Consider the following 7,867-nt stretch of genomic DNA (forward strand, 5'->3'; position numbering starts at 1 on the left):
TACAAGGCTAGAAAGAAACTGCATGGCTTCAAAATTCCATTATTTCAATTTACATTAGATCTAGAGTAATCTTTTATTAAAACATTAATTATTATTTCAGGAGGGGATTTCAATGCTGTTAAACATTTATTTTGACACTTTCAACTCTTATGCCCTGCCCCCCCAGTCATAAGAACCATAACACCGATTGCCTTTATCAGAGTACCCATACGTTCTTGGCATATCCTGAGCAAAACCACTTTCACACTATAACCTATCTGCTTATCTTCCTTTTTCAATTCTTTAATTTTTTGGCAAAACATAGACCTTTTTTCTGGATCGGATGATTGAGAGTTTTTTTATATGTTACTCCTAAACGTTGTTTTGCATATCTTGTACCAGAAGCGCTGACTTCTGACCTCTTAGCCCTTTCAAGCTATACCTTCTGGAAATTCTTCTATATCTATTCTCACGTTCTCTTTGTCTAATTTTGTCCATGGTTTATTCCTTTTGTTGACTCCTTCAAGAGTTTTGCTCTATATCACTACTGCTGATTTAGATATGCAAAATCTATCGGCTATTTTTTCAAATGATAACCCGTGCTTTGTTTTTAATACTTTTTTCGAAAATCTAGAACCTGTATTCATGAATAAAAAAGTGTGGTATAAAAGGCCTGGAGGAGTGGAAGAAGAATTATCCAAGCGATATAAAAAAGAAAGAGTAGGAAGTAATAAAGCATCATTTTGATAGCGGCAATAAAAGCAAATACAACAAAAAAGAGGGTGTTAATGCAGTATGTTATATAATCAAGAGCGGTTGTCAATGGCGCATGCTACAAAAATATTTTCCACCATATTCGACGGTACATTCGTTTTATAGACCATGTAGGATTAAGGGGGTATGGGAAAAAGTGATGCATGAACTTGTTAAGATAAGCCGAAGTAAGTATGAAAGGAGTAAAAATCCCAGCTATAGCATCATTCACAAAGTGTTAAAACAAGTGTTAACCCCACAGGAGCCTCAGAAAAAATAGGTATAGATGGGGGAAAAAAGATACGTAAACGGCATAGTGGTGTTGATAGTCAAAGCAATCTGCTCCATATCACGGTTCATAAGGCCAATACGCATGACACTAGTTGCTGGGTGCAGAGTTTTTAAGGAAATGTTGCAAAAATATCCTACATTAAAGGAAGTGTGTGTAGATGCTGGATATAGAAAACCCCTGGAGGAATTTGTAAGAAACAGTATTGAATAAAACTATAGCAACCTCAGAGCGCATATCTCAAGGATGGGTCATACTTCCAACGCGTTAGATTGTCGAAAGAACATAGGATAGCTAAATCCTTTTCGAAGGGCGTCTAAAGATTATGAAATTGCCATAGCGACTGCTGAAAATATGAGTATGATAGCCCATTCCATGATCCTATTAAGAAAGATAGCTAAATCATGCATACAGTATAATGAATATGTCATAAATTTAATTATATAATTTATTTAATTATAACTCTATCCAGCTCCATCGTCATGTTCTTTTTATGATGTTTTGGCTATAGTTCATTTTTGGCGATTTCATACCATCCACACCTGTTGAAGTCAAAAAGGCGTGTGGAAAAGCGTTTTTGAAATCTTAGCCAGTGATGCTGAAAACGAGTACGCGATGAACGATTGTGCGTGCCCATACACAGCCGCTGGCACTAAAAAATACGAGAACCAGGCCATCTGAGCACAAATATCCGTGCAATCTACGATGCCCAAAATAGTCCCCATCGCTTTTCACTTGACAAAAAATTAGGACTAAGAATCTGGATGAGGGCGATGTGTTAATGTCGCAGTATGAAGGCTAATGAGGTAAATCGTAAGATACTGATGAACGTATGCAGCAAAACTCAAAAAAAGTGGGTAAGTCCTTGATTCCCCCCTAAAAAGAACTGTTTAAAGCCTTTGCTTTATGATAAGCTGATAAACAATCTTTATCAAACTTCGTCATTTGATCGAGAATTTTTTCGTAAACTTAAAGTACTATCGCGCCATTGCCACACGCTATGATAAAATGTAATTTTCTGAGCACCATTCACTTGGCTTCAATGGTTATCTTCACTAAAGGGATACGGCCTGAGCACGCACAAAAAAAATTAAGTTTTTTTATTGAAAACTTGTTTTAATCTTATTTAGCATAACTTTTTACATCTTTTTAAATAATAACAAGACTATTTCTGGAAAAAAAGAATATTACCTATCAAACATCTCTGAATTCTACAAGATTTAATAGCAAAAAACAATACCTATTCTTACCGAAACAACACATCTTGAAACCCTCGTAGCTCTGGGGTGTGAAGTCGGTCAGGACCAAGGCGACGCAACGCCTCTAGCGCATGAATTCCAATAGTTAAATGCTCTTTTACCCGCTGTTCATAAAAAGTTTGAGCCATAGACTGCAATTTAAGCTCTCCGTGCAAGGGACGATCAGAAACACACAACAAGGTTCCATAAGGAACTCTGAACCGAAAGCCGTTGGCCGCTATAATACCCGACTCCATATCTAATGCTATTGCGCGACATTGTCGAAAAGTTTTAGAGCGATTTAGCACATCTAGTTCCCAATTTCTGTCCCCTGTGGAAACAATAGTTCCACACCGCACACGACTCATCATAGTTTCATCATCCAATTGACAAATCTCTTGAATAGAGTTAAGTAGAGCCTTTTGTATGGTTTCCACTGGAGGAAGAGGAATATTTGGACTAAGCCCCTCATCTAATACGTGATCATCCCGCATATAGCCATGTGCTAATACATAATCTCCTAATCTTTGACTTTGCCGCAGTCCTGCGCAATGTCCCAACATTATCCAACAGTGGGGGCGAAGAACAGCCAAATGATCAGTCATATTTTTAGCATTACTGGGGCCAACACCAATATTTACTAAACTTATTCCATTTCTGTCCGGACTTACTAAATGATAAGCAGGCATCTGAAAATGATGGCCAGCCTCCCGAGTTCTAGAAAGATCCATATCTTTAGAGGATAAAATAGTATCTTTAGGTTCTATCCAATGCGTATACACCCCGTCTGATTCGGATAACCGCTGTTTTGCATAATGAAAAAAGAGGTCAACATATCGCTGATAATTTGTCAACAAAATAAAATTTTGAAAAGAAGATGCAGAAGTCCCACAATAATGGTGAATACGAGTAACGGAATAATCTGTACGCTCTGCTGGAAAATAAGATAATGGTTTTATTGCCAAATGGTCCCACAGTACTGTTCCATTTGCAACCTGATCATCCATATCTTTTGGGGAAGGCATCGTCAACATTCCCTTAATCTGCGAAATATCCTTAGCATGGGACAAAACATCTTCTTTTAAAAAATAAATAGGAATAAAACGAGAACTTCTGCCCACTACACAGCAAAGCTCGCGAATAGAAAAAAGATGAAGTAACTGTTGTTCCCAATACTCTTTAAATAAATCTGGATGCGTAACGGTTGTTCCGTAATATCCATCTTCTCGCAAAATAGCCCAAGACCGGAAAACTTCGCACACATGTTCTGCTCCTTTTCCCCATATTCCTAGATAAGGATACGTCCCTTTAAATTGAAGTTTAAGCTCTTTTAACCCAGAAGGACTCCCCACTGCGTTTCTTAGATCTTGCACACTGGCCAAATACAACGCTTCCAAAGTCTGAATCGTTTCTTGGGCACTGCGACACACTACAGGGTCATGAAGCCCAGCGTTTTTAACAAAAACTTCTACGTGAAGTTGCTCTTGAGCACACTTGGTAACACAAGAAAATTTATTGAAGCTGATTTCTGATTCCACCTTTATCTCCTCTTCACGCATATGTTATGCTTATTATCCAAGACAAAGCACACCCCTCCTTTCTTTTAAAACAAAAAAAGAAACCCCATTACGAAAATAACGATAAAAAATTCTATCTTGAACACTTTTTCTTTTCACGCCACTATACAAAAAACCGCATTTAACTGTTAAGCGCTAATCTTATTTTAGTGTACTCTTGTTTTCTCTTTTTGTCCAGGTCGGCACTTGCCCTTTGTCTTTTTACTCTTTGTCTTTCATACTATAGCAGCTTCGCTATTAAACTAATACAAAAATATGAAATTAGGCATCAATTAAGGCATTCATAGCATTTTTTTGAATAAAAGCTCTTCTTGGAGGGACCGCATCCCCCATAAGAGTAGAAAATAATTCGTCCGCTATCTGAGCATCTTCAATGCGCACCTGAAGCAATGTTCTGGCAGAAGGGTCTAAGGTTGTTTCCCATAACTCATAATCCTCCATTTCTCCAAGACCTTTGTAACGCTTTATCTCTAGCCCCTTTCTTCCATATTTATTAATTTGATCCCACAAAGAACATGGACCATAAATTAATACGCGATCTTCTTTTTGTCTTAGGGTGCACACTTCTTGAAACATCTCTAACAAAGGTTGCCGATAGGAAAAAAGTTTTTTGAATTCTTTTTGATCATAAAGCTTGTAGGAAAATTCGTACCTAAAAATAACCCCATCTTTTTCGTAGTGAATTTGCACCCCTTCACGAGAATTTTCTGAGTCTTGGTTGATCTTCCATTTCCAATCTCCTAGGCGTTGAAGACGGTGTAATGCGTGCTCAATCCAAGAGGGAAGCTCTTCAGAAGAAGGAACTTGATCCAAAAGTCCTGCTAAAAAAAGTTGCTCCACAATGATGGGAGCACTGACTTGAAGCGAGTAAATTAGCTCTTTTGCTTTAATACACAATGCCAAAAATGATTTCAAATCCGCCCCTGCTTTAGAAGTTAAGCTGTTTTCTAATACGACTCCTCGCATTCCTGTGTCCATCAAAAATTCTTCCAAGGCTCTTTCATTTTTAAGATAAATTTTCGAAGAGCCTTTTCTTATCCCATATAATGGAGGCTGCGCAATAAATAAATGCCCTCTTTCAATCAATGATCTCATATGTCGAAAGAAAAAAGTTAACAGAAGAGTTCGAATATGACTTCCATCTACATCAGCGTCAGTCATCAAGATAATTTTATGATAGCGTAACTTGTCTAAATCGAATTCCGCCCCAATACCAGCCCCCAATGCTACAATAAGTGTTCCAATTTCAGAAGAGGCAAGCATTCGATCGAAACGAACTCTTTCTACGTTTAAAATTTTTCCTCTTAACGGGAGAACTGCTTGAGTTTTCCGGTCTCGTGCGTTTCTTGCTGTTCCTCCAGCACTTTCCCCTTCTAGAAGACATAACTCTCTTTTTTCCGGATCTTTTTCAGAGCAATCGGATAATTTTCCGGGAAGCGAAGCAATATCGAGCGTACTCTTTTTCCGCGTTAAATCTCTTGCTTTCCGCGCAGCTTCTCTTGCAAAAGCTGCATTAGTGATACGAGCATAAATGCGTTTTGCGTCTTGTACATTTTCTTCTAGCCATTGTGTAAGGCCTTCTGTAATCGCCGATTCCACTAAAGGACGAATCTCTGAAGATACAAGCTTATCTTTAGTTTGAGAACCGAATCTTGGATCAGGAATTTTAACGGAAAGAACGCTAGTTAAGCCTTCACGAATATCCTCTCCTGTAAACGTAACTTTCTCTTTTTTATAAAAAGCTCCTCCGTGGTTAAACACTCGCGTTAAAGCAGAGCGGAATCCTGCAAGATGCGTTCCCCCCTCTCTTTGAGGGATATTGTTAGTAAAGCATAAATTATTTTCGTAATAAGTTTCTGTCCACTCTAAAGCTGCTTCAACAACCATATCTTCTTTCTGGAGAAAAATATGAATAGGAGAAGATTGAAGAACTTCCTTATTACGATTTAGGTGCGCAACATAGGCCTTAAGCCCTCCGGAATGCGCAAACATCCAGGATTTTTCATTAGAATCTCTACTATCCTTTAATGAAAGCGTTAAAGTTGGGTTTAAAAAAGCCAATTCCTGCAAACGTTTTTCTAGCACTCCTACATCAAACTGAGTAATTTTAAAAATTTCCTTACATGGCATGAACCGAATTAAAGTTCCTTTACGATCACTGGATTCTATACGCTCTAAACTTCCTTGAGGAACACCTTTGCAAAAGCGCAAATAATACATTCCTCCATCTCTCCAAACAGTAAGATCAAGCCATTCAGAAAGCGCGTTAACCGCGGAAATTCCTACCCCATGCAGCCCTCCAGATACTTTGTAAGCGTTTTGATTAAATTTTCCCCCTGCATGCAGTCGCGTCATAATAAGCTCTGCACCAGAAATTCCTTCTTCTGCGTGAATATCTACAGGAATTCCTCGCCCATTATCTGTTATGGATGCGCTTCCATCAGATTCCAAAACTACACTAATTTCGTTGCAATACCCTGCCAAACTTTCATCTATGGCATTGTCTACAACTTCCCATATCATATGGTGAAGCCCACTTCCATCGTCTGTGTCCCCTATGTACATTCCAGGGCGCTTTCTGACTGCATCAAGACCTTTAAGAACTTCAATGTTTTCAGAAGAATAAGTGGAAGAGTTGCTCATAAATAAATTTCCTATAAAAAGACGTTAAATAGTTTTTATATTATTTTTTTAAACATATTTTTTAAAATTAAAAATTTAAATGTATTATGAAAATATTAAATTCTTCTTTACACCCAAAATTCTATCCTTAATAGATGAAACAAAAGCTTTGTATTTTTTATTGATTGGACGAATCTGCATGCTCTTTTCCCTCTTTTTCTTCTTTTTTAGATTTTTTCTCGTCTGGAACCAAAAATTTATAAAGCAAATCTTCAATCATCAGCGGAGCCTGGGTTTGATATATTACTTCTTCAGAACGCATTTTTATTTCCGAAGATCCCAAATCAAGCTTCAATATTTTTTCCCCGAATAACGATTCCCCTGTGATAAAAGCAGAAGTATCTTCTGGAAGCTCAATTTTTTTTAAGACTTTAAATTTAACTTTTACTGAACCGCTTTCAGGATCTAAGCTAAATTTCAAAACGCTTCCCACAGTTACGCCATTAATTTTTACTGGAGACCCAAGACGCAACCCATCTATCGCATCGAATTCTGCGTAAAACGTAGAATATCCCTTGTTGATTCCTTTAGAGCGAAATAAAAAAAAAGTAACTGTCAAAACGACACATAGTAATATGAATGCTCCTAGTGCAGCTTCAAACCGTTGATTGCGAATTTTCACAAGTAAATAGAATTAACATAACTGTACACATGATATCACTTTTGTAAAGTCCACACAAGAGACGAAAAAGGAAGGGGGGGATGAAAAAATTTATATTTTGGCAAGTAGGAACGAACTTGCCCTGCAAGAAAACAAAATAAAAAAAGTGCAGTGCATTTAATAAGGTTTAATAAAAAAAAGACACCACAAAGTGGCGTCTTTTCAAGCTACAGACCTCTAAAAGCTTCTTTTACTTCTGTTGTTCTGCAATACTTTCGGAATGGCGACACGAAGCGCTTATTGGAAATTCAAATTGTAGCCCTTCTGATTGTGCTATTGCATCGTAAACCCCCACCTCTACGCCGTGTAAACACCGTCCAAGTGGCACTTGGATGCCTGAAGGCATAGCCAAAGGAAACCCCTCACCTTGTGTTACTGTATCTTCGTAACAACAAATAAGATTAAAATAAGGGCTATTTGTATCTTCTAAATCTACTACATTTTTACTAGATTCTTCTTCGACCGCTCTCATAAATTTACTTATCGTTTTTCCATACGATTTGAAAAAAATACTCATGTTTGCATCAGTATGTACGTTATTTTTTAAATCCCAAAAATAATTTGCAATTTTTTCAAACGATGCTGCGCGAATCTGTTCGAATGCTTCTTTTTCTTGAGAAGTTTTTCCATCATTTGCTGCAAAAACATTAGGATAAAGTGTGTTGAATTCTGGAATAGTATTAAAGTC

Annotated in this window: 9 protein-coding genes; 3 read left to right on the forward strand and 6 right to left on the reverse strand. The window is 37.5% G+C overall.

Features of this window, described 5'->3' with window-relative positions; all coding sequences use genetic code 11:
• Nucleotides 1-140: 140 nt before the first annotated feature.
• Nucleotides 141-302 carry a hypothetical protein gene (locus tag K737_RS10035; RefSeq protein ID WP_023492232.1) on the reverse strand — a complete coding sequence of 54 codons (162 nt, stop codon included), beginning with the start codon at nucleotides 300-302 and terminating at the stop codon, nucleotides 141-143.
• 187 nt (nucleotides 303-489) lie between these two features.
• Between K737_RS10035 and K737_RS03340 the strand changes: the two genes are divergently transcribed.
• The 3 genes from K737_RS03340 to K737_RS11440 all read left to right on the forward strand — a co-directional run bounded on the left by K737_RS03340 (nucleotide 490) and on the right by K737_RS11440 (nucleotide 1,234).
• Nucleotides 490-726, forward strand: coding sequence for a hypothetical protein (locus K737_RS03340; protein ID WP_152531072.1), 237 nt, complete (start codon nucleotides 490-492; stop codon nucleotides 724-726).
• Nucleotides 710-1,012: a transposase gene (locus K737_RS11980; RefSeq protein WP_081731165.1), complete on the forward strand. Its 303-nt coding sequence runs from the start codon at nucleotides 710-712 to the stop codon at nucleotides 1,010-1,012. Before K737_RS03340 ends, K737_RS11980 begins: the two co-directional genes overlap by 17 nt.
• Before the next feature lie 93 nt (nucleotides 1,013-1,105).
• Nucleotides 1,106-1,234: a hypothetical protein gene (locus tag K737_RS11440; protein ID WP_268743854.1), complete on the forward strand. Its 129-nt coding sequence runs from the start codon at nucleotides 1,106-1,108 to the stop codon at nucleotides 1,232-1,234.
• A gap of 372 nt (nucleotides 1,235-1,606) precedes the next feature.
• Here the strand turns inward: K737_RS11440 and K737_RS11105 are convergent, their stop codons facing one another.
• From K737_RS11105 to K737_RS10040, 5 genes are all read right to left on the reverse strand, one after another.
• A complete protein-coding gene (locus tag K737_RS11105) occupies nucleotides 1,607-1,756 on the reverse strand; it encodes a hypothetical protein (protein ID WP_235075674.1) in 150 nt (49 codons plus the stop codon).
• Between the two features lie 511 nt (nucleotides 1,757-2,267).
• Nucleotides 2,268-3,797: an AMP nucleosidase gene (locus K737_RS03350; protein WP_024161417.1), complete on the reverse strand. Its 1,530-nt coding sequence runs from the start codon at nucleotides 3,795-3,797 to the stop codon at nucleotides 2,268-2,270.
• Nucleotides 3,798-4,097: 300 nt separating this feature from the next.
• Nucleotides 4,098-6,479 (reverse strand): DNA topoisomerase (ATP-hydrolyzing) subunit B, encoded by a 2,382-nt coding sequence (gene gyrB / locus K737_RS03355; RefSeq protein WP_006288199.1) that lies wholly within the window; start codon nucleotides 6,477-6,479, stop codon nucleotides 4,098-4,100.
• A 157-nt stretch (nucleotides 6,480-6,636) separates the two neighbouring features.
• Nucleotides 6,637-7,140, reverse strand: coding sequence for an MlaD family protein (locus K737_RS06835; protein ID WP_006288200.1), 504 nt, complete (start codon nucleotides 7,138-7,140; stop codon nucleotides 6,637-6,639).
• A gap of 229 nt (nucleotides 7,141-7,369) precedes the next feature.
• Nucleotides 7,370-7,867, reverse strand: a 498-nt coding sequence (locus tag K737_RS10040) for a hypothetical protein (RefSeq protein ID WP_035574990.1), incomplete at its 5' end; no start/stop codon positions are given.

It is taken from the genome of Holospora undulata HU1 (genome assembly GCF_000388175.3).
GTDB lineage: Bacteria > Pseudomonadota > Alphaproteobacteria > Holosporales > Holosporaceae > Holospora > Holospora undulata_A.

What these genes read in the sequence shown, in the direction of transcription:
- K737_RS10035 (WP_023492232.1), bottom strand. Translation starts at nt 302, where the DNA reads ATGTTTTGCCAAAAAATTAAAGAATTGAAAAAGGAAGATAAGCAGATA.
- K737_RS11440 (WP_268743854.1), top strand. Translation starts at nt 1,106, where the DNA reads ATGACACTAGTTGCTGGGTGCAGAGTTTTTAAGGAAATGTTGCAAAAA.
- gyrB (WP_006288199.1), bottom strand. Translation starts at nt 6,479, where the DNA reads ATGAGCAACTCTTCCACTTATTCTTCTGAAAACATTGAAGTTCTTAAA.